22 protein-coding genes are annotated in these 22881 nt (G+C 61.4%); 6 read left to right on the plus strand and 16 right to left on the minus strand.

Going from position 1 to position 22881, the window contains the following annotated elements:
• From MOV74_RS00005 to MOV74_RS00020, 4 genes are all read right to left on the minus strand, one after another.
• Positions 1 to 1028 (minus strand): DUF3300 domain-containing protein (locus tag MOV74_RS00005; RefSeq protein ID WP_246916296.1); only part of this gene is annotated, 1028 nt, incomplete at its 3' end.
• Positions 922 to 1629 carry a DUF2092 domain-containing protein gene (locus MOV74_RS00010; protein WP_246916297.1) on the minus strand — a complete coding sequence of 236 codons (708 nt, stop codon included), beginning with the start codon at positions 1627 to 1629 and terminating at the stop codon, positions 922 to 924. The genes MOV74_RS00010 and MOV74_RS00005, both read right to left, overlap by 107 nt.
• Before the next feature lie 176 nt (positions 1630 to 1805).
• Positions 1806 to 3038, minus strand: a complete 1233-nt coding sequence (locus tag MOV74_RS00015) for an HlyD family secretion protein (protein ID WP_246916298.1) — start codon at positions 3036 to 3038, stop codon at positions 1806 to 1808.
• On the minus strand, positions 3031 to 3474 hold the full coding sequence (locus MOV74_RS00020) for a hypothetical protein (protein WP_246916492.1): 444 nt from the start codon (positions 3472 to 3474) through the stop codon (positions 3031 to 3033). Before MOV74_RS00020 ends, MOV74_RS00015 begins: the two co-directional genes overlap by 8 nt.
• A 177-nt stretch (positions 3475 to 3651) precedes the next feature.
• On the opposite strand from MOV74_RS00020, the gene MOV74_RS00025 reads away from it, so the two are divergent.
• Together MOV74_RS00025 and ppk2 are read left to right on the plus strand one after the other, a co-directional pair.
• Positions 3652 to 4107 (plus strand): hypothetical protein, encoded by a 456-nt coding sequence (locus MOV74_RS00025; protein ID WP_246916299.1) that lies wholly within the window; start codon positions 3652 to 3654, stop codon positions 4105 to 4107.
• Between the two features lie 26 nt (positions 4108 to 4133).
• Positions 4134 to 4934 carry a polyphosphate kinase 2 gene (ppk2, locus tag MOV74_RS00030; RefSeq protein ID WP_246916300.1) on the plus strand — a complete coding sequence of 267 codons (801 nt, stop codon included), beginning with the start codon at positions 4134 to 4136 and terminating at the stop codon, positions 4932 to 4934.
• A 164-nt stretch (positions 4935 to 5098) separates the two neighbouring features.
• On the opposite strand, the gene MOV74_RS00035 is transcribed toward ppk2, so the two are convergent.
• From MOV74_RS00035 to MOV74_RS00055, 5 genes are all read right to left on the minus strand, one after another.
• Positions 5099 to 5533, minus strand: coding sequence for a hypothetical protein (locus tag MOV74_RS00035; RefSeq protein WP_246916301.1), 435 nt, complete (start codon positions 5531 to 5533; stop codon positions 5099 to 5101).
• Positions 5534 to 5553: 20 nt separating this feature from the next.
• Positions 5554 to 7254: an aspartate:alanine exchanger family transporter gene (locus tag MOV74_RS00040; protein WP_246916302.1), complete on the minus strand. Its 1701-nt coding sequence runs from the start codon at positions 7252 to 7254 to the stop codon at positions 5554 to 5556.
• An 18-nt stretch (positions 7255 to 7272) separates the two neighbouring features.
• On the minus strand, positions 7273 to 10026 hold the full coding sequence (locus MOV74_RS00045) for a decarboxylase (protein WP_246916303.1): 2754 nt from the start codon (positions 10024 to 10026) through the stop codon (positions 7273 to 7275).
• A 137-nt stretch (positions 10027 to 10163) separates the two neighbouring features.
• Entirely contained in the window at positions 10164 to 11849 is a 1686-nt protein-coding gene (locus MOV74_RS00050) for a SulP family inorganic anion transporter (RefSeq protein WP_246916304.1), read from the minus strand.
• Positions 11846 to 12526, minus strand: a complete 681-nt coding sequence (locus MOV74_RS00055) for a YoaK family protein (protein WP_246916306.1) — start codon at positions 12524 to 12526, stop codon at positions 11846 to 11848. The genes MOV74_RS00050 and MOV74_RS00055 overlap by 4 nt, the downstream gene beginning before the upstream one ends.
• A 132-nt stretch (positions 12527 to 12658) precedes the next feature.
• Between MOV74_RS00055 and MOV74_RS00060 the strand changes: the two genes are divergently transcribed.
• The 3 genes from MOV74_RS00060 to MOV74_RS00070 are packed head-to-tail and all read left to right on the plus strand — an operon-like array spanning position 12659 to position 15849.
• Positions 12659 to 14347, plus strand: coding sequence for an aspartate:alanine exchanger family transporter (locus MOV74_RS00060; protein WP_246916308.1), 1689 nt, complete (start codon positions 12659 to 12661; stop codon positions 14345 to 14347).
• 11 nt (positions 14348 to 14358) lie between these two features.
• Positions 14359 to 15246 (plus strand): alpha/beta hydrolase family protein, encoded by an 888-nt coding sequence (locus MOV74_RS00065; protein ID WP_404979089.1) that lies wholly within the window; start codon positions 14359 to 14361, stop codon positions 15244 to 15246.
• Between the two features lie 18 nt (positions 15247 to 15264).
• The gene (locus tag MOV74_RS00070; RefSeq protein WP_246916310.1) at positions 15265 to 15849 is read left to right on the plus strand and encodes an invasion associated locus B family protein; all 585 of its coding nucleotides are present in this window, start codon (positions 15265 to 15267) and stop codon (positions 15847 to 15849) included.
• A gap of 14 nt (positions 15850 to 15863) precedes the next feature.
• Here MOV74_RS00070 and MOV74_RS00075 read toward each other — a convergent pair whose 3' ends face one another.
• Together MOV74_RS00075 and MOV74_RS00080 are read right to left on the minus strand one after the other, a co-directional pair.
• Positions 15864 to 16238: a response regulator transcription factor gene (locus tag MOV74_RS00075; RefSeq protein ID WP_246916312.1), complete on the minus strand. Its 375-nt coding sequence runs from the start codon at positions 16236 to 16238 to the stop codon at positions 15864 to 15866.
• Positions 16239 to 16437: 199 nt separating this feature from the next.
• Positions 16438 to 17070, minus strand: a complete 633-nt coding sequence (locus MOV74_RS00080; protein ID WP_246916314.1) for a response regulator transcription factor — start codon at positions 17068 to 17070, stop codon at positions 16438 to 16440.
• A gap of 343 nt (positions 17071 to 17413) precedes the next feature.
• Between MOV74_RS00080 and MOV74_RS00085 the strand changes: the two genes are divergently transcribed.
• Positions 17414 to 18097: a helix-turn-helix domain-containing protein gene (locus tag MOV74_RS00085; RefSeq protein WP_246916316.1), complete on the plus strand. Its 684-nt coding sequence runs from the start codon at positions 17414 to 17416 to the stop codon at positions 18095 to 18097.
• Positions 18098 to 18155: 58 nt separating this feature from the next.
• Here the strand turns inward: MOV74_RS00085 and MOV74_RS00090 are convergent, their stop codons facing one another.
• From MOV74_RS00090 to MOV74_RS00110, 5 genes are all read right to left on the minus strand, one after another.
• Entirely contained in the window at positions 18156 to 18599 is a 444-nt protein-coding gene (locus MOV74_RS00090) for a potassium channel family protein (RefSeq protein ID WP_246916318.1), read from the minus strand.
• Between the two features lie 190 nt (positions 18600 to 18789).
• Complete coding sequence (locus tag MOV74_RS00095) at positions 18790 to 18966, minus strand: hypothetical protein (RefSeq protein ID WP_246916320.1); 177 nt, start codon at positions 18964 to 18966, stop codon at positions 18790 to 18792.
• A gap of 65 nt (positions 18967 to 19031) precedes the next feature.
• A complete protein-coding gene (locus MOV74_RS00100; protein WP_246916322.1) occupies positions 19032 to 19382 on the minus strand; it encodes a phasin in 351 nt (116 codons plus the stop codon).
• Between the two features lie 17 nt (positions 19383 to 19399).
• Complete coding sequence (locus MOV74_RS00105; protein ID WP_246916324.1) at positions 19400 to 20263, minus strand: alpha/beta fold hydrolase; 864 nt, start codon at positions 20261 to 20263, stop codon at positions 19400 to 19402.
• 9 nt (positions 20264 to 20272) lie between these two features.
• On the minus strand, positions 20273 to 22780 hold the full coding sequence (locus MOV74_RS00110) for an alpha/beta hydrolase (protein WP_246916496.1): 2508 nt from the start codon (positions 22778 to 22780) through the stop codon (positions 20273 to 20275).
• Between the last annotated feature and the right edge of the window lie 101 nt (positions 22781 to 22881).

Here is a 22881-nt window from a genome sequence, read left to right on the forward strand (position 1 = left end):
GGCCGATCGCCACGATTGCCGGCACGGTCACCCGCGCGATCTCCGGCTCGGTCACCAGCGCGATCACCCGGGCCACCACGATCACCAGCACCGTCGCCCGCGCGATCACGCGCTCCTTGATCCGGCCGCAGCACCTGGTTGCCGTCGCGGCCGCGGAAATCCATCCGGTCCGCCGCGCCAGTCTTTAGATTGTTGTTACCGAACCGCTGCTGAACATTGGCGTTGTTGTAGCGTACGCCCTGACGGTGCGCCGCATTGTGCTGCCAGCCGGTGTTAATGTTGGTGTTGCGATGGTTGACGTAGACGTTGCGGTTGCCCCAGTTGCAGCCGCCGCCCCAGTAATTGCCCCAACGTCCGATAGCCCAGGCGGTGCCAAACGCAAGACCAGCCGCGACAACGCCTGCCCCGATATAAGAGGGATAGCCGAAATAGTAGGGCGGGTATTCCGCGTAAGGCCATGCCCCGTAAACAGCGGCCGGCTCGTAATATGGCACGTACATTGTCCCGGGCTCGGCCGGTTCGATGACGACCACCTGCTTGTCCTCTTGCGTCTTGACGCTGACCTTCTGCTGCTTGGTCGTAACGAGCTTCTTGTTGTCATAGGCCTTGGTGCGCAATCGCTGGATCGCATCCATCACATCTGCCTGCTGGGCAAGAAAGGCGTCCCCGAGATTCTTGGTCCAGTCGAGCTTGTCGCTCATCATGGTCAGCACCTCTGCGGTGCTCGCCAGCGCCTTGACGCTGTCATCCCATGCCTGCTTCTCGACCTCGATCCTGAGCGCCTCGCCCTTCAGCGACTTGCGCTCCTTCAGCCAGCGATCGGCCTGCACGACCTCCAGGGGATAGGTCGAGGCCGCTAGCAGATTTGCCAACAATTCGTCGGGATAGAGTGCGACCGGTGCGACCAGCGCTTCGAGCTGCTCAGGCTTCAGTAGTTCGGCGCTCGGCGACGGCTGGCTCCCCGGCTGTACTTGAGCCGCTGCAGATGCAGCATTGTCTGCCGTCTGCGCCGAGGCGACGACCGGCATAGCGGTCAATAGCGCAAGCATCACCAGAGCTTTCGCACAACCACGCATCACAATCCTCCATCGAATTCGCGATTAGCAGGATCGGTCCGCGACTGGATCGTTCTTTGACAAAGATCAAAGGAAGTTCGCTCCGCAGAGGCTGGCTCAATCGTCCTGCTGCAACGCGAAAGTCGATCGCAGGATCGGAGCTTGACCGTGAACACGGCTCCAGAGAAGGACCAGTTGAAGATGAATCGGGTCCCGAACATAAAGTTCGCTCGCCGCGGGAGCTGGCTTGCATCGTCGCGATCATCTGGTCCACCGTGCCCGGCGCCTCCGCCTGAATATAGGACTTGGCATCGTTGCCGTAGAGCGAGACGGCCTTACCGTCATAGATCAATTCGATATTGGCATAGCCGCCGGTGCGCCTGACGCGGAGCTTGTCGGGCCGACTCAATTTGAGCTGACCCGAGCTCGCAAACTGGATCTTCTGCAGCTCCGGCGTAATGACCTCGATGTCGCTGTCGAAGGCCGCGGACAGTGTGTTCTGTGCGCCGAGATAGTCGGTCGTGGATTTCAGGAACTTGGCTGGATCGTCAGCGGGCCGAAGCGGTCGCGGCAACCATCACCGCTGCTGCGGCAATCGCCGAGGTGACGCGGCATTTTGCGCGAAGGAAGTCCTTCTTCTTCATGATGATACTCCCGTTATGGAAGCGCATTCGGGACGCACCGGTCCATGCATTGTTGATTTGAATCAAGAAGAGCGTTGGCGGCAATTTTCCGTTGCGTGTAACCGTATCAGTGCCCGCTCAGAACCAGCGTCTTGATGGGAAGCAGCAGCGCCTGGATGCGCAGGAGCAAGGCGTGTACGAGGCCGACGCCATCGACGACATGCAGCGCGATCTTGCGGCCAGTACTGGTGCCCTTGGCGGATATTTCTTCGTGGTTGCTGGTGTAGGCATTGACGATGCAACTGCTGCCCGGCGTGACGCCGTCCAGCCCTTCCTTGTAGAGCGGCTCCAGGAACACAAGGATCGTGCCGGGACGCACGATGTTTTGCGGATCGATCAATTGCTCGCCCGCGCGGAACTGCCCGGCGGCGATATAGTCCTGCACTGTCGTGACAACCATCGGAATGATCACCCAAGGCCTGGAGATGCAGGTCGCCTCCGCCACCATGCCTTCCTTCATCACCTGGGCCTCAATCTGACCGAAGCCTGCCTGCAGAGACTTCCGGCCAGCTCCCTCGGGAACCAGCACACCGGCGGGCCGCATCAACTGGTTGACGACGTCGCCTGTGCGGATCAGGAACTGTTCGACGCGTCCGTCAATACCGGCTCGGATAAAGGTTTTGTCGAGATCGACCTGGGCTTGGGCGAGAGCAGCCTCTGCGCTCGCCTTCTGCGCGGGAATCAAGGTCGATACTTGCAGCGTCTCCGATTCCTTTGCGGCTTTCGCCGCGTCCACTCCGGCCTGGCGCTGATCGACCAGAACCTGGAGCTTCTCGATATCACGCTGCGGCACGATACCGGGATTGCGGCGCTGAAGGTCAGCCTTTGTATCGAGTTCGTCCTTGGCTTGCTGGTAACCCGCCTTTGCCTCCTGGATTTGGGCTTCGGCCTTGATCACATCGGATTGCGCCGCCGTCATTGATGCATCGACCTCGGCAACCTTGCGCTTTGCCGTCTCGAGAGCAGCCTGCTGCTTGGAACTATCGAGCGTGAACAGCACGTCGCCCTGCTTCACCGGCGCGCTGAACCCAACCTTGACCTCGGCCACCCGTCCCGATCCCTCAGGCAGGATCGGCACAGTGCGAAAATAGAGCGCTGCCGAGGTGGTGGACGGATGGAAGTAGAAGATCATGGTGATCAGCGAGACCGTGAGCATCAGGCAACCCGTGATGCCCCATCGCAGCTCATACCAGACCGAGAAGAAGGTGATCTCCTTGCCGAAACGTTTGCCCTGGACATACCGGCGATAGAGATAATCTGGCAGTATCGTGAGGAGAGAGCAGAACATGAGCTCAAACATGGCTGCGCTCCTTCTCCTTCATGACGCGGGATTTTTCTTCCGGCGGCGAGCCGCCCTGATCATATGGACGCGGCGTTCCGTCCTCGGGCATCGGCGATTTCGGCTCTGTCGGCTGCCCGTCAGCGATCCTCTCGACGGAGTCGGCGATGCTGCGCATTGGCGTACCGAAATCGGGAAGATCAATAAGTGCGAGCAACAGGCCAGCCACCCAGAAGACATGCATATGGGTAAAGAGCGAAATCAGACCGAGCACGGCGACAAATTCGAATTGCAGCTTCTGCGACTTGTGCGCCATCCGCTCCGGCAGGCTGTGTAATTTCCAATAGAGCGTGCCGACCCAGAACACGACGCCGATCAGGAAGATGCCCATCACCACCATCAGCGTATCCACGCCACTTCCCGGCGCGAGATAGAACGGCAGATGATGCGGAGCCATCGGATGAAGTTGCTCGCTCAACGTTCTCTCCCCATCTGACGCACGTCCGCGTGATTTTCGAACGCAGTGTCGGCAGCGGACTGCGGAATTGCTTGATCTGGATCAACGGCCTGAAAACGACGCCACCTAGCGTCGCCTAAAAGCTGAAGCAAAGCAACCAAGCAGGAGCCGTCTGTCATGCCCGGCATCGATGATCTCATTCCCAGTGCCACGCAGATCCGAAAGGAAGCGGCCCTCAAGGAGGCCGAGAAAGCGGACGAATATGTCCGTCTTGCCGCCGCCGCCGAAGCAGAGAAGCGGGCCCTGATCGATCGACTGACCAAGCCGTCGGGCAAGACCGAGGACGAGAAGATCAAGCTCGCTTCGACCATTATCCAGCGTGCGGTGCGAAATGGATTGACCGAGGTTCAGGTCTATCGTTTCCCCAACACACTGTGCACGGACAAGGGTCGCGCCATCAATCAGCAGGAAAAGGGCTGGGAGAGCACCCTGACCGGCATCCCGAAGGAAATCTTCCAGCTCTGGACCGACTATCTGAAGCCGCGCGGCTATCGCATTGCCTATCAGATCATCGACTTCCCGGGCGGCATGCCGGGGGATATCGGCGTGACCATCTCCTGGGGCGATGACTAGCGAGGAAGGCAGTCAAGGGAACGGACATGGCCAAGGACGACTCCTCTGAGCGGATGAAGCGCAAGGATTACGAGAAGGAGCTGGAAAAACTCCAGGTCGAGCTGTGTCACCTCCAGGATTATGTGAGGCAGAACAAGCTCCGTGTCATCGTCCTGTTCGAAGGTCGCGACGCGGCCGGCAAAGGCGGCACAATCAAGGCGATAACCGAGAAGGTCAGTCCGCGCGTATTTCGCGTCGTGGCATTGCCGGCACCTTCGGACCGCGAGAAGACGCAGCTCTTCTTCCAACGCTACATGGAGCAGTTTCCCGCCGGCGGCGAGATCGTGATCTTCGACCGAAGCTGGTACAACCGCGCCGGCGTCGAATACGTGATGGGCTTCTGCACGCCCGCCGAACACGATCGCTTCCTGTCGCTGTGTCCGCAAATGGAGAAATACGTCATCGACGGCGGCATCATCCTGATCAAGATCTGGCTGGAGGTCGGGATGGACGAGCAGGAACGCCGTTTCAAGGCGCGCATCGACGACCCGGTCCGGCAATGGAAGCTGAGCCCGATGGACCTGGAATCCTATCGGCGCTGGTATGATTATTCGCGAGCCCGCGACCTGATGCTCCGGAAAACGAGCACGAAAGACGCGCCGTGGTATATCATCCGCTCCGACGACAAGCGCCGGGCGCGGCTGAACTGCATCGCGCATCTCCTGAAGTCCATCCCGCACAAGCGCATCAAGAAGGACAGGATCAGACTGCCGAAGCGGTCCGACAAGGGGCGCTACAACGACCAGGCGGGCTTGCGCGGGCTGAACTTCGTCGCTGAGCAATATTGACGATCTGGCCGCGCAATGACGCGGACCGATCGCATGACGCAGTCCTGCCGACGGACCTCTAGTCGGCCCGTCAGCAGCGCATGATATCAATACGGATACTGAGACTGCGGCACTTCAGTCTTCGCGTCGAGCCGCGCGTTGGGCGGTCCGACTGTGCTCCGGGTCTATTTCAAACGGATGGTCACACCGCCCACCGCCGCAGATACTTCCGCTCCGATCCTTGGACCGGTGAGCTGAAGGATGACGCCATTGCCATTCTGGAGCTGAACGGCACCGGCGCCTGCGGCAACCGCACCGCCCGCTCCGCCCACCGCATAGGAACCCTCGATCGACGCCGGCCCCCTCAGATTGAGCGCGCGGCCCACGAACTTTGTGGTCGACGCCCCAATGGTGAAACCGACACTCATCCCGGAGACAGTGAAGGGATACTTCTTGCCCCTGAGGAGCAGAACACCCTCACCGCCACCGATGCCGACAATGAAGCCGCCCTTGGTGAAGACGACGGCGACCTCGCCGGTCTCGGCACGCGATGGCGTGCTGAAACCTGCGGTGGCTGCAAGCGACCCAATCAGAGCGGCGCCGATGGCAAGCTTTCTCATGACTCTTTTCCCCCTTGTGATCATTGCGCCAAAATCATTGCGAAATAGCCGAAAATGGTGAGCAGAATCCCCGAGACGGCGTAGGCGACCGGGAATCCGATCCAGGGTACCGAGCTTTGGATTTCGACCGCAGCCTCGCGGCAAGGGCCAGAATGAGACCGCGCTCCGGCAACGCCGCCCATCAGCACGGCAGGATTGATCTTGAAGACGTGGAAGCCGATCGCCCAGACGATGAACGGGGGGATCGTGCAGGCAATGAAGCCCACGATGAAGATCTTCAAGGCGAGCGCGCCGGTGAGCTGAGCCAGAAGTCCCGCGCCGGCATTGACGCCGACGATGGCGACGAAGACAACGAGACCGAGATCCTCAAGTACGTTTCGCGCCGCATTCGGCGTGTTGCCGAAGAAGCGCAAACGCGACACGATCGAGGATACGATCACGCCCGATAGCAGCAGGCCACCGGCGTTGCCGAGTCCGACCTTGGCGCCGAACGCCGGAAACTCGATCATCCCGATCAGGAATCCGATGATCATGCCGACGGACAGTGTCAGCAGATCGGTCGACGTGTTGGTCCGCGCAATGCGGCCCCACACCTCACCGAGCTCGTTGACCGCGGATTTCAGGCCGACCACGGAGACTATGTCCATGCGTTCCAGCTTGGTTTTCAGACCGGCAGGAATCTGAACGCCACCGCGCTCGACCTTGGTAACCTGCAACTGACCGGCAATTGCAGTGTCGCGGAAGGATTCGAAGGTACGTCCCACCATCTCCTTGTTGGTAATGAGGATGTCCGCCTGGTCCATGGGAATGCCGAGCGTCTTGGCATCCGCCACCTCCGGCCCGATCAGGCCCATCTTGTCGGCGAGGTGCTCGGTCGAGCCGCCGAGGGCGACGATATCGCCCTTCTGCATCACGAGGTCGGGATCCGCGCCTTGCGCCTCGCCGTTCCGCCCCACATTGACGATCCGGTACTCGGGATTCATCGTGCGAAACTTTGCGATACTCATTCCGACCGTCGCCGGGTTCTCCAGCCGGTAGGCCCGCAGGCCGAATTGCCGATAGCCGGTCAGGGCGCCACCTTCGAGATCCTTGACGCCGAACTCCTGCTCATACCGCTTCGCGGCGGCCTTGGCGTCGACGCCCCACCAGCGCGGCAGATATTTGCAGATCAGGATGATGCCGACCGTGCCCCAGATGTAGGTGATGCCGTAAGAGAGCGCGATCATGCCCGATGCTTCCTCGGGCTTCATGCCCGCGGGCAGCTTCACGACACCCGATGTGACGGCCTGCTCGGCCGAACCGATTGCCGCCGACATGGTCTGCGACCCCGCCAGCATGCCGCCGGCAGCACCGGGCGGCAATGCGAAGAGCTTCGCCCCAAGCACGACCAATGTCAGGCCAAGAACGCTCGATACAACTGCGAGGAACAGGAACTTGACGCCGTCGCCTCGCAAGCTGTTGACGAAGGACGGACCGACGCGCAAACCGACCCCGTACATAAAGAGATAGTAGAACAGGCTCTTGACGAAGTTGTTCAGCTCCAGCTTCACGCCATAGCTGGATGCCCAAACCGAAAGGCCCGCTCCCACCACGATGGCGCCGGCGACCATACCGAGACCATAACCCTTGATGCTGGCCCGACCGATATAGACGGCGAGACCGACGACGAAGAACAGCAGCAGATATGGATATTGCTGCAAGAACTGGAAAAAAGACTGCATTTTGGTCCCCTCCAAGCCTTAAGATGCGGCCTTGAGCTTCGGCTGCGTGCCGGGCTTCGGCTTGCCGAGTTTCGCCAAGGCCTCCGTGCGTACGAGCTTCAAGCCTTCCTTGGCGTCGTAGCCGTGAATTTCCTTCACATCGAGCTTGCGCATGAAGTCGATGGTCTCCTGGGTGATGACCTGGCCGGGCACCATGATCGGGAAGCCCGGCGGATACGGGATCACGAAATTGGCGGAGACCAGTTCGGGACCGGCCTTCAGCCGCCGGTCGATCTCGGGATCGCTGAGGCGGAGATGCTCGCAACCTGCGACGTCATAGGCAGCGTAGAAGCCGGTGCGGATGTCGCCTTCGTTGGTCTTGGCGCCTGCGTCGCCGCGGAAGCTCGGGTGGAAATGCGAGAAGTTCGGCAGATCAGGCACGTCCTTCATCAGGCTCGTGACCCGTGCCTCGAAGGTCTTCCTGGCATTGGCGCCGCCCTGGGCCAGGCCGCGGTCGATCTCGCCCGCGACCTCGGCGAGGACGCGAATGAGATGTGCAACGTCGCTGCGGGTGTTGTTGATGTTGGACTGGACCAGGACCGAGTTGCGCGAGGTCTTGTTGACCTGGATGTTATACTCGTTGGCGAGAATGCCCTTGAACTGCGTGCCGTCATAGCCGGCCATGCCGCACACCAGCGTCATGCGGGTCGGGTCGAGGCAGAACTCGTCGTCGTCCAGGCTCTTGAGCGTATTCGCCCAGTTGACGCCTGGGGCGAGAAAGTCAGTGAACCCACTCTGGCGGTATTGTGCCGGCACCATGGCGTCGGCACCGAGGATGCGGAAGTATTTCGAGATCAGCGGATTGTTGTTAACCGCCTGGCGGATCGCGAACGCGATTTCGATCGCATTGGCGACGAGGCCATAGCCCTCCAGCTCCATCTGCCGCCGCGAGATGTCGAGGCTGGCGATCAGCTGCTGGTTCGGGCTGGTCGAGGCATGGGTAAACACCGCTTCCTTGAACTGCTGTTCCACCGTGTGGAATTCGACGTCCTTGACCGAAAGCATCGAGCCCTGGCGGATCGCCGACATCGACTTGTGGGTCGAGTTGGTCTGGTAAACGCGCAGGCGGATTTGCCTCGGGTCGGGGATGAGCCGGGTCTTGAGCAGCACCTCGTCGGATGGATTTTTGCCGAGCTCGGTCTGCTGCTTCTCATAGGCCGCGACCGACTTCGGATCGCGCATCCACGCCTCGATCTCGTTGGCGGCGCCGAGACCGGTGCGGCGGCGCAGGAACGGCGAGAAGCGCGCGAAGCCGAACCAGGCTTCGTCCCAGAGGAAGATCAGGTCCGGCTTGATCGCGAGACATTCCTCCATTACCCGGCGGGTGTTGTAGATGTGACCGTCGAACGTGCAGTTGGTCAGGTCGAGCAGTTTGACGCGGTCGAGCCGGCCGTCGGCCTTGGCCCCGAGCAGCGCCTGCTTGATCGTCTTCAGCGGCACCGCGCCATACATCGAATATTCCGTCATCGGGAACGCTTCGACATAGAGCGGTTGCGCTCCGGCCAGCACCATTCCGTAGTGATGCGACTTGTGGCAGTTGCGATCGACGATTGCGATGTCGCCGGGCGCGAGCAGCGCCTGCACCGCCATCTTGTTCGACGTCGAGGTGCCGTTGGTGACAAAGAAGACCCGGTCGGCGCCGAGCGCCCTCGCCGCCTTCTCTTGCGCCTTCTTGATGTTGCCGGTCGGCTCGAGCATGCTGTCGAGGCCACCGGTGGTGGCGCTGCTCTCGGCGAGGAACAGGTTCGGGCCATAGAATTCGCCCATGTCGCGGATCCAGTCGGACTTGAAGATGGATTTGCCGCGAGCGATCGGCAGCGCGTGGAACGTGCCGATCGGGCGCTGGGCGTACTTCTTCAGATTGTCGAAGAACGGCGTGTCGTAGCGATCCTGGATACCTTCGAGGATCGACAGGTGCAGCTCCAGAAGTTCTTCGACGGAATAGAAGATGCGCCGAACCACGTCCGCCTCGGAATTGCCGGCGAGCTCTTCCACGTCGCGATTCGAGATCATGTAGAGATCGAGCTCGGGCCTGACGTGCTTGATGATCTGGGCGAGGCGCAGCGCCGACCCGTCGGTTTCGTCGTTCAGACCGGCTGTGGCCATGATCGAACGCAGCACCGGCGCGTTATGCCGCGAACGCAGGCCAAAACCTTCGTTGATGATGACTGCTCCGATGTTCGGATTGAGCATCGTGGCGCAGAAAGCATCCTCCAGGCTGCCGACGATGACAGGTTCATAGACGAAGGCGTCGACCGGACGCCGCAGCTTGCGCCATTCGGCGGCGAGAGCCGGCCACTGGGTGGGTGACACACCGGTCACGATCAGGGTCTCGAAATAGGGCCGGCGCGCCGCGTGCGCGCCGAAGCTCGGCGGCACCAGTTCGGGGGCATCGCCATTGCCATCATCCTTGGCGCTCCAGTCGCCAGCATGCTGGCGGAAGGACCGCGTGGCCAGCGCCTGGGCAATCCTCGTCGCAAGGGCGAACGAGGTCGCTCCGTCGCCGGCGGCGGCAGCTTCCCGCAGCGCCGCCATCAATTGCAGACCGGGATAGCCGTGAAATTCCTCGATGATGCAGAGATCGGCCAGCGCCGCATCGTAAGCCGCGCGATTACCCATCCGCGCCCAAGTCTTGGCAGCCTCCACGAGATCACGCCAGTCGTCCGCCCGTGCCCCCGGCCCCGAAAAGAACTGGTCGATGCGCTTTTGCGCGAGTTTGGTGTCCTTGGACATGCGTCTCTCCCGATCCCTTGGAGCAAAGGTGATGCGGGATCGTGAGTACGGTGGCGGTCGCTCCATTGATCCAAGTCAACGGTCGTGCGCATTCTGATTAGCCCTGACGAGACCGTTGGCAGCGCAGCGCGACAGCGTCAGGCCCGCCTGACATCGCCCAAGACGCTGTCGAGCGAGCGTAGCCACTGGCCGCTGTCGGTCTTTTCCGCGAGCCCTTCGGCCCGTAGCAGGTCGCGGAGCTGCGCATGCGCGCCGACGATACAGAACGTGACCTCACGCACGGCGAGTTCGTCGTACAGATCGTGCAGCATGCGCGCGCCAGCGAGATCGATATAGGGCGATGCCGAAAGATCGCAGGCCACCAACCGAATGTCCGGCGATCGCCGGAGCTCGATCAGGACTGCCTCGAGGATCGTTCCGACATTGATATAGAGCAGTGAAGCCTCCGGGCGGAACGCGAGGATACCGGCCAGGGGCTCGACGTCTTCGTGCCGCGCGCTGTCGGAATAGCGGCCGCTACCCGGCAGCCGGCCCAGGAATGCCACATTGGGCCGCGAGGCCCGTGCCAGCAACAGGAAGATCGATGCGATCGATGCCAGCAGGACGCCTTGCAGGATCCCCAGTAGCAACACAGAGACGAGCGCGATCGATGCGGCACAGAAGTCGATGCGGCTGACCTGCCACATCCGTAGCAGCGCGCGGATATCCACGAGCTTGTACACCGCGGCAAAGACAATGGCCGCGAGCACCGCCTTGGGCAGGTTGGTCAAGAGCCCGGTGAAGAACAGGAGGCACAGCCCCAGCGTCACCGAGCAGATCACCAGCGCCAGCGGCGTTCGTGCGCCGGCGCTGTCGTTCACTGCGGATTGCGACAGGCCGCCGGCGACGGGGTAGCCATGGCCAAAGGCGGCCGCAAGATTCGCGGCCCCCAACCCCAAAAACTCCTGCCTGACGTCGAGAGGATAGCCGTGCTTCGCTGCAAAGCTGCGGGCAGCCGAAACGCCTTCGATATAGGCCAGCAGCACACATCCGGCGGCGAGCGGGAACAGATCGTCGAACTCCAGCAGCCCGAATGTGGGCATCCCCAGTACCGGCAGCCCCTCGGGTATCTTCCCTGTGACGGGCACACCGAGCGCCGGAAGGCCCAGCAGCGAAGCGGCCAGGATTGCCAGCGCCACGATGGTGATTCCGACCGGCTTGCCCGGCAGCAGCCGCTCTCCGAGCAGGAGCAACAACACGGCAAACGTGCCGATCGCAAGCACAAGCGGAGCGATATCGCCGAGCTGCCCCATCAGCTTGACGGTGCGGTCGAAGAAATCATGGCCGCCGCCGGCAACCCCGAGCAGGCTCGGCAACTGGCTCATGATGATGGTGAGCCCCGCACCGGCCTTGAAGCCGACCAGAATACTGTCGCTGACGAGGCAGACGAGCACACTCAGCTTGAACAGCCAGGCAATGAAGCACAGCACTGCCACGGCAAAGGCAGCAAGGCTCGCGATCTGCGCATAGCGCACCGCATCGCCGCCGGCGAGTGCGCCGACGGAGCCCGCAATCATCAGGGAAATCGCTGAGGTTGGACCGATCGCGAGCTGCCGCGATGATCCAAGCAAGGCATAGCCGATGCCTCCGAGCATGTAGCCGTAGACTCCGACCTGTGGCGGCAGGCCTGCCAGCGCAGCATAGGCGAGCGAAACCGGGATGGCGTAGGCGGCCAGCGTGATGCCGGCGACGGCGTCGGAGGGAAGCCATTCGCGCCGATAGGCGGCAAGCCAGCCGAACGGCGGAAAGAACCGCGTCCAACCGAGGTCACCTGGCGCGTTCACGACGCCACCTCGCGGGGCGTCGCCTCGCATCGCAGCAATACGCCGAGCAATGCAACCACGGGAATGCCGAGCGCGAGATCGGGGATGCTTTTGGTGGCTAAGGCGCCGACCGCCGCGCCAAAGCCAAACACGGCGCACAAGGCGGCGAAGATGCCTGAGCGGCGCAGTGTTCCGACCGCCGCGTTGCCAGATGTTACTGCAAACACATTCTCGACCGCCTGGCGCATATTGCCCGTGATCATCACGGTGCTGCAAACGACGCCTTCGACCTTGGTGAAGATGGCGGTCTGCATCGCGGCGACGAGCGAAATACCGAGCGTACCTGCAAGATCAGGCATCCGGTTGTGCACAATGCCGATTGAAGCCAACAACAGGATCTCGATCAAGATGCTGACCGCGCCAGCTCGTTCGCCGGTGGCGCGACGGAGCCATGCCGCGATGACGATGCCTACTGCGAAGGCGAAGATCGGCGGCACGAAGTGAAGCGCCTTCGCCCAATTCCCGGCGGTCGCGTAGCCCCAGAGAAATATCAGATTGGCGGTCTGGGCGTTCGCCAATACGCCATGGATGATCCAGGTATAGGCGTCGATATAGCCGCCGGCAAAGGCCAGCAGCAGCACCACCTCGACGGTCTCCTCGCGGCGCACCACGCCGGCTGCGACGTCCAGGGTGCTCATGTCAGCAATGACGGCTGTCGCAATAGCTGCATGAATTCATAGCGGCATCCCGTCGCCAACCGGGCTTGATCTGGATCAAGCAATCGCTCCGCGCCGCAAATCATATCAGGCCAAAGCGCCGGGGATTGCCACATGGACACCGTCAGGTGGATCATCACCACCGCTCCGGAGATATTCCTGCTGCTGGCGGTCGCCATCGGCACGATCCTCGGCCGCATTAGGGTTCGCGGCTTCTCGATAGGGACCACCGCCTGTATCCTGGTCGTCGCGGTGCTGATGGGGCAGCTCGGAACGTTCACGTTTCCGTCGCTCTTGCGCGTCATCCTGTTCAGCCTGTTCGTGTTCACGATCGGCTATCGGTCGGGACCGGAATTCTTCGCTTCCTTGAGCTTCCGCACCCTCGCCCAGGTCGCCCTGGCGCTGGTGCTGGGGAGCACGGGTCTCGCGGTCGTCTTGTTGTTCGCGCACGGCTTCCGGCTCGATCCTGGCACCGCCTCCGGAATCGCGGCCGGAGCACTGACGCAATCCTCGGTCATCGGCACCGCGTCGGGCGCCCTGGCCCAGCTCGGCCTGCCCAAGGATGTGCTCAGTCAGCAGGAGGCGAACATCGCGGCGGGTTATGCCGTCACCTATGTCCTCGGCTATATCCTGACACTACTGTTCGTCCCCTTCGTCGCCCCCAAGCTGATGGGGATCGATCTGAAGGTGGAGGCCAAGAAGCTCGAGGCAGAGCTTGCCGGCGGCGATCCGCCCAAAAGCGAAAATCTCTCCTACCGCAAGTTCCAAGCGCGCGCCTACCGCGTGACCACAGCCGCCGGCCGCACCGTCCGGTCGATCGAGGAAGAGATCGGAAGTCGCACGGTCGTCGAGCGCATCGTCCGCAGGCGCGCGGACATCGAACCGCATCTCGAAACTGTGCTCGAAGCCGGCGACGACATCGTCCTCGCCGGTCGCACTGCTGCCATTGTCGCGGCGAAGCCGATCATCGGCACCGAGATCGATGCCGACGAGATCCTGAAGACGATGCCGGGCAACGTGCTCGAGGTGCTCGTGGACAATCGCCATCTCCACGGCCGCTCAATCCAGGAGATCGCCTCCCGCGTCGGCACCGACGCTCGGGGTGTCTTTCTACGCGACCTCACCCGTATGGGCCGAGCGGTGCCTTTGAGCGCGGACACGCGGATCTATGTCGGCGACGTCATGACCCTGGTCGGCGGTACGCGCAACATCGAGCGTGCCGCAACGGCCATTGGCCAGATCCTACGTTCGGGCGATCGCACCGACATCGCATTTCTCGCGATCGGCATTGCGGCCGGCCTGCTTGCAGGGCTCGTCAGCTTCAGGATCGGCGGCATCGCCCTCTCGCTCGGCGGCGGCGGCGGCGCGCTGATTGCAGGCCTTTTCTGCGGCTGGCTGCGGTCGCGCAAGCCGACCATGGGAGCAATGCCGCCGGCTGCGCAGCAGACCCTGAGCGATCTCGGGCTCGGCGGCTTCATCGCGGCGATCGGGCTTGGCAACGGCGCCGCCGCCTGGGCTGCGATCCAGGCCCACGGGCTGCTTCTTGTCGGCATGGGCCTTGTCATCACCATCGTACCTCTGATCGTCGCGACGCTGTTTGCACGTCACGTGCTGCGCATGAACCCTGTCATCACCTGCGGCGCGCTGGCCGGCGCCATGACCGTCGATGCCGCCGTGACCGGTGCCTGCGACGTCGCTGAGAGCCAGACGCCGGTGCTCGGCGTCGCCGTCCCGTACGCGGTCGGAAACGTGGTGCTGACCGTACTCGGTCCGATCATCGTGGCCGCCACCTACACCGGATGAGGAGACCCGCAATGCGGCAACCAGTCAGCCCGGCGCTCGGGTGGTTCGCGGCCATGTTGCTGGTGCTGGCCGCTTTCACGACGACCGCACGCGCGGAGAAAGATGTCCCCATCCAGGAGGAGATCTGGGCGCTGCCACTACCGCTACCAATGTTCGCCTACCTGGTACGTCCGGTCGGCGACGGTCCATTCCCGCTCGTCATCATGAACCACGGAGTCTCACTCAATCCGACTGACCGCAGCTTCTTTCCGTTGGTGGAATTCCGCGACGCCGCCAAATGGTTCGCAAAACGAGGCCACCTGGTGGTGGCGCCCGTGGGGACGGGGTATGGCGCCTCGGCCATCGACATCCCCGAGCGCGGCATTTACGGCCCGTTCTTTTCCAAGGTCGGCAAGTGCACCAACCCTAATTTCCGCGACGCCGGCCTGGCGGTGGCGCAGGTCGATCTCTGGATTATCGACTATCTGGCGGCCGAGAAGCGCATTGTGCCCAAGGATGTCATTGTCGTTGGGCAATCCGCCGGCGGCTGGGCTTCCATTGCGTTGTCCAGCGTCAACCCGCCTCAGGTGAAGGCGATCATCACCTTCGCGGCCGGCCGCGGAGGCCGTGTCGACGGCAAGCCGAACAACAATTGCGCGCCGGACAAGCTCGTCGAGGCGACCGCGAATTTCGGCCGCACTTCGCGCGTGCCGATGCTGTGGATCTATATCGAGAACGACACGTTTTTCGGCCCCGATCTGTCCAAGCGCATGCACGACGCCTTCACTGCCGCGGGCGGCAGGGCCGAGTACCATCTGATGCCGCCGTTCGGCAATGAAGGACACTTCTTCATTGGCTCCCCGGACGCCATTCCGATCTGGTCGCCGCTGGTGACGAAATTTCTCGACGCGCCGCACTAGGCGCAAGGAGGTGTGGCCATGGCTTATGCACGTCACTGTTTGTCGGGCTTGCTGGTCGTCGTCACTGCCGGCGTAGCGTTCTCGGCGGTTGCCGCGACACGGCAAAATTCACAAGCAGCGAAGCCCGCCGAGGTGACGACCCGGGGCCAACGCGAGGCAAAGGACATCACTTATGGAGACTGGCGCAAACTCTGCTTTAGGGCGGGTGGCGCCAAGATGCTGTGCCGGACCTCAATCACGGGCACCTTCCCGACCGGTCAAACCGCCGTGCGCGTGGACCTGATCGAGCGCGAGGGCGAGCCCGCTGCCAGACTGCAATTGTTTGTTCCGGTCGGCATGTATCTGCAGCACCCCATCAAGCTGACGGTAGATCAAGGAAGCCCTTACCGCCTACCCTATAGCTGGTGCGTCACCAACGCCTGCATTGCAGCCGATGTCGCCGATCCCAAAATCGTCAAGGAGCTGGAATCAGGAAAAGTGCTGGTCCTGGAGGTCGTCGATTCCAACCTTCTGTCGCTGACGACGTCACTGCCGCTGGCGCAATTTTCTGTCGTGCACAAGGGAGCACCGGCGCAAACGTTCGAGCAGTATGTCGATGAATAAGCGTCTCGGCCGCGCTAGATGATCCCGCCGCAGGCCTGCTCAATTGGCGCGATAAGTGAGTGCGCCGCAAATGGCTTGGTCAGATAAGCGATGCACCCTGAGTCGATCGCCGCCGCGCGGTTCGCCGCGCTGTCATTGCCGGTAATGTAGACGACAGGGGCCATCACGCCTTCGTTCGTAAGCCGCTTGCGCACCGCAATCCCGGATTGATCGCTCAAATTGATGTCGATGATGATGCAGATGACGTTTCCGAAATCACCGTGGTCGAATAGCGCCTTCGCCGAGGCGAACAGCAGCACGCCAAAACCGTGTTCTCGCAGCAGTCGCTTGATGCTCATGCGCATCGATGGATCATCATCCAGGACGAAGACGGATTCTCGGATCGACACGATTGTCGGCCTCTTCGGTACAACAAATATGCTGGGCGATCGTCACACCAACGGCTTGTCCGCGAGCTAGGTTCTGCTTCGACAGCCGACGATCTCCAGCATCATTGCGCGCCTTCAGCGGCATCCTGTCAACAATCTATGTCATTGTACCAACGTGCAGGTTCACCTTACGCAGACTGACAAGCGACATGATTTTCTGCTACTTGCCCGCATCGCCGTTTGGATCGAGCATTCCCAGTCGCTCTGCGACCGAAACAAGTTCCGCGAACGAATGCACCTGCATTTTTTCCATCACCTGATGACGGTGAGCTTTCACGGTGCGCTCGGTCGTTCCGAGCTGGTAGGCAATCTGCTTGTTGATCTTGCCACGCACCATGAGGTCGAACACCTGACGTTCTCGCGGTGTCAGCGACGCGACCAGTGCACGAAGCGCAACGAGCTTGCCGTGCTGCGCGCGCGCCATCTCATGGCGCGACATGGCCCGCTCGACCACGTTGATCAACTCCTCTGACGACACCGGCTTGGTCAGAAAATCTTCCGCACCGGCCTTGATGGCCCGCACGGTTGTCTGCGTATCGGCGTGCCCGGTGAGGAAGACGATCGGCAGCGTCGAACCGAGTTCGAGCAGACGCGCTTGCAGCTCCGGCCCACTCAGCCCCGGTATCTGCACGTCAAGCAGGATGCATGCCGGCTTATCTTCGGCTGGCAAGAGATCGAGCAGATCCTGCGCAGACGCATAGGTGACGACGTCATAGCCGGCAAGCTTGAGACGGCGTTCCATCGCCGTTCGGAACGAAACGTCGTCGTCTACGACGTGAATGAGGCCGGGCAATTTTACCTCTTAGCCGCAATGACTCCCGGATTGGCCTCTGTGGAGCCAATTCAGCGGGAAAAGACGCAAGTGCAGTCAACTCTAGGAACGATATCAGGCATCGCGAAAATGTGCGAATTGGACAGAGGACCTTAAGAAGATCCTGCCCTCTCAGTGCGGACGAATTCTCATTGCGTGCACGCCTTCGCCCCCACTGTCCTTTGGTACAATGCCCTTAGAGACAATGGTTTGAAATGCCTCCTTCGTCTTAAACCAACCCCGGCGGGAGTGGAACGGCGCGCATTCCTTGCGATGAAATATTCGGTTGAGACCAATTCAGCGATCAACGTTGAGGAGTCAGCCTATGCTGGTGCGCACAAAGACCGCCCCCCTGCCCCGCCCCAATTCACTCTACGACTTCGGAATGACCAGTGATTCGAATCCGATCATCTGTTTAAACGAATTTACATACAAAAAAGGAACGGAGGTCTACGGGGAGAAGGAACCTGCCGACTATGTCTATCAGGTCAAGTCTGGTGCCGTACGAAGCTACAAGCTGCTGTCAGACGGTCGCCGCCAGATCGGCGCATTCCATCTTGCCGGCGACATTTTTGGCCTGGAGAACGGCAGCGAGCATCGGTTTACAGCCGAGGCGATCGTGGACACCACGGTGCAGCTCGTCAAAAGGCAAAGCCTTGAATTGGTGGCCGAAAGCGACGCGATGGTGGCCCGCAACCTGCTTAGCATGACGACAATCAATCTGCAGCACGCGGAAGACCACATGCTCCTGCTCGGTCGCAAGACGTCGCTGGAGCGGGTGGCGGCCTTCCTGCTCGAAATGGACAAGCGCCTGACCGCATCCGAAGTCATGGCACTGCCGATGTCCCGGCGCGACATCGCCGATTATCTCGGCCTGACACTGGAGACCGTCTCGCGTGCGATATCGCATCTGCATGATCTCGGCGTCCTCGGCTTTATCGGCAATACCCAGCGCCAAATCGTGCTGCTGGACCGGCAGGAGCTCGCCAGTCTCGATCTGCAGCATTGAGCGGCAGTCTTTTCCCGGGGTGAGTCCGCCCTTGCCGGTTCACATCGTCAACGTCAAATCACCGAGCACCCGGCAGCTTGGTCATTCCGAGATCGTCGAGCGTCTTGCGCAAGACCTCGAACAGAACGGCGGTTGACCAGCCGAACATCAGGATCCCGTTCATCGCGGTCATCGGTCCCGTCAGCCGCCATTCTTGCACGGGAGTGATATCGCCATATCCCAGCGTGGTGTAGTTGACGAAAGCGAAATAAAGCAGGTCGCTGCCGGCAGGGGCCGCGCCGATCATGGCGTAAGTCAACGCCCAGACCAGAACCTCGATTGTGTGCGCCACCATCAGCGCCGCCGCTGTTGCAACCATCACGGCCATCAGTGGCAGCCTTGGCCGCGCAAGATACCGAAGCCCGACGGCTCGGGCGATGCCGATGGCCGCAACGGTCACCAGAGCGTGGATCACGATGTTGATCACGCTGACGATTGAGCCGACCAAGAATTGAACCACCATTTAGCAGTCCCCGGCCTCAGTCGCATTTTCGCCGGTTCCGCAACACGGCCTGGAACAACTCTCGCACGCTTTGCATGTCGTGCTCCCCTTCCAAATGCGACGATCAAATTGGCCAGACATGGCGTTGGTCTCCATTGAGCACCGTCAAAATGGAGCGAATTCGATGCGCGGCTCGGACGGCGGCAATCTTCTAGCCGCGCGTCCGTGATTTATGATCGAGACGCGATCTCTGCGTTCTCATGCGCTTGATTTCCTCGTTAAGTTTCTCGGTCCTTTCATCGCGCCGCTGATCTTTTGATTTTGCCTGATCGCTGCTTCGCAATTTCTCAAGCGCCTTCTCTACCGAGAGCTTTGTCGTATCCGCCATTTGTGACCTCGTATCAATCGCGAGTGCCCGCGAGCCAATAGCCTTGTCCCTGCCCCACGGCAGTCTCAGTTCTTCTGTCCGAACATGCCGGTTGCCGCCTTCATGGCGGTCTCGCCGGCGCTCCTCGCCTGGTCGGTCAAGGCCTGCATCTGGCCCTGAAAGAACTCGGACTGAAGCTTGAGCGCGTCCTGAGCGTCCTTGGCTTGAACAAGCTTATCGCCAAGATCGAACGTCGCGTTGACATTGCGCTGCATGAAACTGCAAAACTGCTTGGCCTGGTCGGCTATCGGCAGCGGCGAGGAACTGAGCCCCCTTTCCAGCAGATCAAAATACTCCGTATGGGCCTTTCTCAACCGGCCAAGGGCTTCGGTGAGCATCCCGCGGATATTCTCGGCGGATGGATTGATCTCTGCCATGACGTTGCTCCTCGTGATTATGCCGCAAGCCCCCCGAACCAGGCGCCGAAGTAGCCGGCGTAGAGAGCCGGCCGCTCGAGGTTCATCGAATGCCCGACGCCGGGCACGATCACGAGCCGGCAGTCCGGCATCGCCTCCGCCATGGCGTGAAGATCCGCGGGCAAAATCCAGCCGTCCCACTCGCCCCATAGCACCAGGTGCGAATGCCCGATATCGGGCATACGCTGTTCGAGTTCGCGGCTCTCCCTCTCGCGGGTGAGGTTGACAGGCGTTCCGATCCAGATTCCCTCGGAGACGCTGAAGGTCTGCTCGATGATCCGGTCGAACAGAGCCTGAATTTCGCCGAGCCCTTCCCGGAAACGGGGAATCGCATTCGGGGTCATGCTATCCGGCAGGAACAACGAGGTCGCGGCCGTCGCCATCACGGTCCTTGTCAGTTCCTTGCTCGCCATCATTGCCCGGAAAAGGCCGATCTGGTCGGCATTGAAGGACATGCCCAGCGGCGTGACCGGATCGAGTGCGAACACACGACCAAAGCGCCGAGGCTGCATCAGCAGCATGCGGGCTGCGATGATGCCACCGGTCGAATGGGTGGCGAGGTGGCAGTATCCGATATCGAGCCTATCAAGGGCCGCCAGCATATCCTGCGCATGCTGCTGCATCGAATAGTTGGCATAGTCTGCAGCGGGCTTTGGTCGGTCGCTTTCGCCGCAGCCGCGCCAGTCGATCGCGACCACCCGCAGCCCGTTCGGAAACATCGGCGCGGCGAGCTCGATCCAGTCCTTGCTGGCGAGATTGCCGTGGATGAAGACGACGGTAACGTCGCCTCGTCCCCACTCCCGCCAGCCCAACTCGATTTCGCCCGCCTGCACCTTCGGCATGGACCGGCCTTATTTGTTGAGGCCAGCCGTCGGCGCCGCACCGGGCGGCGTCGGCGCGACTGGCAGGGCTGAGACCACCGCGCCCTTGATCATGCGGTCGGTGCCCAGCGGGGAGGAGGTGTCGACGGTCCCCTTGGTGACGAAATCAACCACGTCGGCGGAGAATTCCACCGGGTTGTCCGTGTGGATGAAGTGACCGGTTTCCGGATAGATCTTGAGCATCGGCCGGTTGCCGGCATTCGTCATCCGCGTCATGAAGGGCGTGATGACGTCGCGCCCGAGCTCGGTCAGACCGTTGAACGCGGGGGTCGGAATGAACGGTTCCTTGTCACCGAATGACAGGAAGATCGGCGCCTTGATCTGGGGCAGCCGCTCGTAGAGGCTCTTCGGGTCATCCTGCTGCAGCTCCGCTCCGATCGTGTAGATGTCGTAGATGAAGACGTTGCACCACTGCTCCAGCTCCTTTGGATTGCCCTTAGTCAGCCCGACGCGCTGCTCGGTGTGCAGGCGGGCATATTCGCTGTCGCTGAAGAAGTAACCGCTCTTGGCCGCCGAGACCGTGCCCGTGTCCGGATCGCGCTTCTTGAAGTAGAAGAAGTCCCGGATGTTCTGTTCATCACGGGCCTTCTCAGCGGCCAGGATGCCGGTTTGGTCCCATGTCTGCCTCCACTTGTCGAAATCACGCCCGAAAGCCTCGTCGAACAGGCGCGCCTTCTTGCCCTTGGCAATGGTGATCTCGCGCGGATATTCCTCGAGACCCGACGGCGCTTCGAGCGCAAGGCCTTGCACCGCGTCCGGCCAGGCCAGGGCGTAGCCCATCACAAACTGGCCACCCAGCGAGTGGCCGAGATAGGTAGCCTTCTTGACGCCGAGCTGGTTGACGACGAGGTCATAGATCACCTCGCGCATATCCTGCATCGTACGGGCCGGGCTCTTGTCGAGATTGCCGGGACCGGACATTCCATAGTGCGGTAGGTCTGGCACGATCACGCGCAGGCCGCTGCGCAACGCGTATTGCATGATATTGCCGTAGTGCCCGCCGAACGCCCCCTTGCCGTGGATGATGACGAGCACTTTCGGATCCCTGTCGGTCCCGGCGTACTCGTCCATGTATCCGATTTCCCAGGAGTTGCCGCTCTTGTCCTTGGCGCTGCCGAATTTGACCGGATAGGGATAGGTCACATTGGCCTTCCAGAACGACTTCTTCGGGTCGATTTCTTCTGCGACACCCGGTACCCGATAGTTCTTGTCGACGAATTTCTGCGCGCGATCGAGGGCCGCCACGTCATCCATGAAGGCGACGAACTTTGGATCGTTCTTGCGCTGGTTGATGATCGGAAACACGCCGTAATGAGCGACCGGGCTCTCCTGCGCGATCAGATCCGCGCCCGGCACGCGATCGACGGCCTTCTGAGCCAGCTTGAAATTCAGCCACAGGTCATTGGTGATGTGCATCACCAGCGTCCGTGCCTGGATGCGGCCGAGATAGGGATTTACGTTGTGAGTCTCGCCCACCCGGTTGCGCCAGACGAGATCGACGGCGTCATAGAGCTTGGCACGATTGATAACATTCAGCGCCGCCTTCTCGTTCGGTGGCGTCCAGTAGAAGATTTCAGGCTGGACTGCGCTCCAGTTCTGGGTCGTGCGGAAGCCGAAATCATAGCCCGTCATTCCCAGGATCGACCAGCCGAACGCAACGCCCGGCATGGGATGCTTCTCCTTGGGCTGCTTGTAGTAGTCGCCATTGGTCGCCTGCCAGACCGGATCGGACTCGATGGCGGCCGTCATCATCTGGAACGTCCAGTTGCCGACGGGATCCTCGCCGTCCGACTGCGTGGTCCCGCCGATGGGCATGAGCGCGCCAATGTACTCCGGATGCATCACGCCCCAGACATAGGTCTGCGTCCCGCCCATGGAGACGCCGGTCACCAGCGCGACGCGGGCAACTTTCAGCTCGTCCCGCAGCAGCCGGTAATTGGCCTGCACCATATCGTAGTAGCTGTACTGCGGAAATTTGATGCCGAGGCCATCGGACGGCTTGCTGGCGCCCCAGGTGCCGAGCGGATCGACCATGATGACGTAGTAGCGATCGGTGTCGATCGGCCGGCCCGGACCAATGATCGGCACGCCGCCCGACAGCGCCGCGCCCTTGACCCACTGTTCATACATGTCCGTGGAATCGCCGGAATAGTAGGAATTGATCACGATGGCGTTGGTGATCTCGCCGGCTGCATTGCGCCGCGCGTTGCCGATCGCGATGTAGCCGGTGCGGAGCTTGCCGCCGCCGAGGGATTCGAGCGTGACGCCGCCCTCCCCTCCGTTCTCCCATTTGGCGGGCGTGGACAAATCGTACTTGCCACCCAAGCGGAAATTGGTGATCTCATAGGTCTTCTTCAGGCCATCGTGCTGCACCTGCGACGAGCGACGCGTCAAAGGTTGCGCCAGTGCGAGATCAGTACCGATCAGCAACACGATCAGACTGACGAAGCAACGCTTCATGGCGTCTCTCCCGGTCATCATGGCACGTCCTCCTGGCGGTGTTTTGCCTAAACGCTAGGGAGGGCGACCTGAGGAGCTTTGATCTAACGCAAGGGAATCCTTCAACAGCGCCTCAAGAT

The organism is Bradyrhizobium sp. SHOUNA76 (genome assembly GCF_023006445.1).
Lineage (GTDB): Bacteria > Pseudomonadota > Alphaproteobacteria > Rhizobiales > Xanthobacteraceae > Bradyrhizobium.